Annotated in this window: 2 protein-coding genes; one reads left to right on the top strand and one right to left on the bottom strand. The window is 66.8% G+C overall.

From position 1 onward, the window contains the following. A partial coding sequence (locus I5M_RS17890) for an MFS transporter (protein WP_022722650.1) occupies positions 1-769 on the bottom strand: 769 nt, incomplete at its 3' end. Between the two features lie 136 nt (positions 770-905). Between I5M_RS17890 and I5M_RS30050 the strand changes: the two genes are divergently transcribed. Next, on the top strand, positions 906-2,828 hold a 1,923-nt coding region (locus tag I5M_RS30050; RefSeq protein ID WP_022722651.1), incomplete at its 3' end, for a tetratricopeptide repeat protein.

Genomic DNA, 2,828 nt, shown 5'->3' on the forward strand with positions numbered 1-2,828 from the left:
TAGCGCCGAAACCATCGACGATGCGGCTGGCAATGACGTTGCCGACAAAGCCGGCGATGCCGTAGATCGCGAACACCAGCCCGATATCGCGCGGCCCGGCGCCGGTGAGTCCGGCGAGCAGCGGTCCGAAATAGGTGAAGGTCGAGAACTGTCCGGCGACCTGCAGGGCAGTGATCGCGAGCAGCGTGACGATGCGGCGCTTGCGCAGCACGCCGGCCCACATCTTCAAATCCACCGGCGCGCCGACCAGTTCCTTCGGCAAGGCGATCAGCAGCAGCACGAAGCTGATCAGCCCGAGAACGCCGACGCCGGCGAAACCGCCGCGCCAGCCGAAATAACTCGCCAGGAACGTCACCAGCGGCAAACCCGCGGCGATCGCCAGCGACCACCCCAGGAACACATAAGCGATCGCGCCGCCGCGCTTTTCCGCCGGCACGATCAGCGCCACCGTACCGGCCGCCTGCGGCGTGTAGAGCACGCCGACCGCCAGCATCACCAGCCGCACGATCAGCAGCACCGCGTAGTTCGGCGCAAACGAAGACGCCAGATTGCCGAGCGCCAGCACGAACAGTGCGGTGCACAACAACAGCCGCCGGTCGATGCGGCTGGTCAGCCACGCCGTCAGCGGCGAACCGACGCACAACACCACCGCGCCGAAGGTGATCAGCAGCCCGGCCTCGTGGATGCCGACTCCCAATCCGCCCGCCAAATCCGCCAGCATGCCGGCCGGCGCCAGCACGGCGGTGCCGGTGACGAAGTTGCCGAGCATCAGTGCGGTGGGCGCAAACGAGCGGGACACAACGTCACCATAACCGAGAAAGATGCATCTGCATACAATTGGTTGAGCGCCGTCGCCGGAATTTGTCGGTTGAGCCGTTCAAGCAGGAGATCAAAGGAGACGACTTATGGCGGCGACGGCAAGCCAAACCATCCTGTTGGAGGCGATCGCGCATTATGGCGCGGGCCGCACCGCCCGCGCGGAGCAGATGTGCGACGACATCCTGCGGACTGAGCCCGATCATGTCGATGCGCTGCACCTGTCCGCGGTGATCGCCTTCGTCACCGATCGTGCGGCGCAGGGCGCGGCCCTGCTGCATCGCGTGCTCAGTCTGGCCCCGAACCACGCTCAGGCGTTTGCGACGCTCGGCGACGCGCTGGCGGTGAAAGGCGAGCGAGCCGGCGCGATCGAAGCGTTCGAGCGCGCCGCGATGCTGCGGCCGGACGACGCTGCCCTTCAGCTCAAGCTGGCTGTCGCGTTGTCCGAAGCGGAACATTGGGACCAGGCGGAGGCCGCATGTCGGCAGGCGATTTCGTGTGATCCGGCGCCGCCACGTGCTTACTTTCAACTCGCTCTGGTGCTTGCCGGCGCCGGCCGAGTCGATGAAGCGGAGGCTGCTTATCGCGCCGTGATCGATCGCCATCCGGGAGCGCATGATGCCTGGCTCAATCTCGGCAATCTGCTGGCAGATGCGGATCGCGGGGACGAGGCGCTGGAGGCCTATCGCCGCGCAGTGGCAGTCCGGCCCGATTTCGTCGACGGCCATCACAACATCGCACTGGCTCTGATGCGATCCGAGCAGACGGAAGCAGCGCTGCAAGCTTGCCGCCGCGCGCGGGCCCTACAGCCCGATCGGATCGAAAGCCTGCTGCTCCACGGCCGCCTGCTTCAGGATCTGGGTCGCGGTGAAGAAGCTATTGCCGGGTTTCATGATGCTCTCGTGCGGTTGCCGAACAATACCAATTTGCTCGATGCACTGGGCGCCGCTTTGTATCGCTTGGGCCGTCACGACGAAGCCATCGGCATCTATCGCCAGCTCACCGAACGCGCGCCGCAAGACTCGGACATGTTGAAGCGGACCGGCTCGATGCTGCACGAGAGCGGCCGGACCGCCGACGCGCTCGAACTCTATCGGCAAGGTTCGGCGCTCGCGCCATCCGATCCGGTGATCCTCAGCAACATCGCCGCCTGCCTCTGCGAACTCGGCCAGATCGACGAGGCGGTCGCCGTTTGCGAACTGGCTCTGGCGCTGAAGCCGGACCATGCACCGGCGCACACCAACCGCGGCATCATGCATGAGGCGCGCGGCGATCTTGTCGCCGCAGCGGCATGCCACCGCCGCGCCATCGCAGCCGCCCCCGATTACGCGCGCGGTCACGCCAACCTCGCCGTCACGCTGCGCGGGCTCGGTGAGATCGACGAAGCCATCGAGGTCTCGGCCCGCGCCGTCGCGCTCGATCCGAACGACGCCGTGGCGCATTACAACTACGCGCATTTCCTGCTGATGAACGGCGATTACATTGCCGGCTTCCGCGAATACGAATGGCGCGGCAAGAGCAAGAAGCTGTCACAGGGCGAGCATGACGTCGCCGGACCTTTGTGGGAGGGTGGCGCCCTCGCCGGCCGCAGGCTGCTGCTGCACTCGGAATACGGCATGGGCGACGCGCTGCAGTTCGTCCGCTACATCCCGGCGGTCACGGCGATGGGGGGACAGGTGACATTGCAGGTGCAGCCCGCCTTGGTCGAGTTGCTCCGCAACTGCCTCGACGTCCCGGTGATCGGCCGCGACGCGCCGTTGCCGGACTACGACGTCCACCTGCCGCTGATGAGCTTGCCGCGTGTGTTCGGCACCACGGTCGACACCATCCCGGCGACGGTGCCGTATCTGCGCGCCGAGCCGGCGAAACTCGCCGCGTGGGAGAAGGCGCTGAACCAGCCGGGCCAGCTCAAGGTCGGCGTCGCCTGGGCCGGCAATCCGCGGCACAAGGGCGACGCCTCCCAGACGCTCCCGGCCGCCGCCGTGCTCCGTCGCTCATCGTCCCGCTGGCAG

The organism is Rhodopseudomonas sp. B29, from assembly GCF_000333455.1.
Taxonomy (GTDB): Bacteria; Pseudomonadota; Alphaproteobacteria; order Rhizobiales; family Xanthobacteraceae; genus Rhodopseudomonas.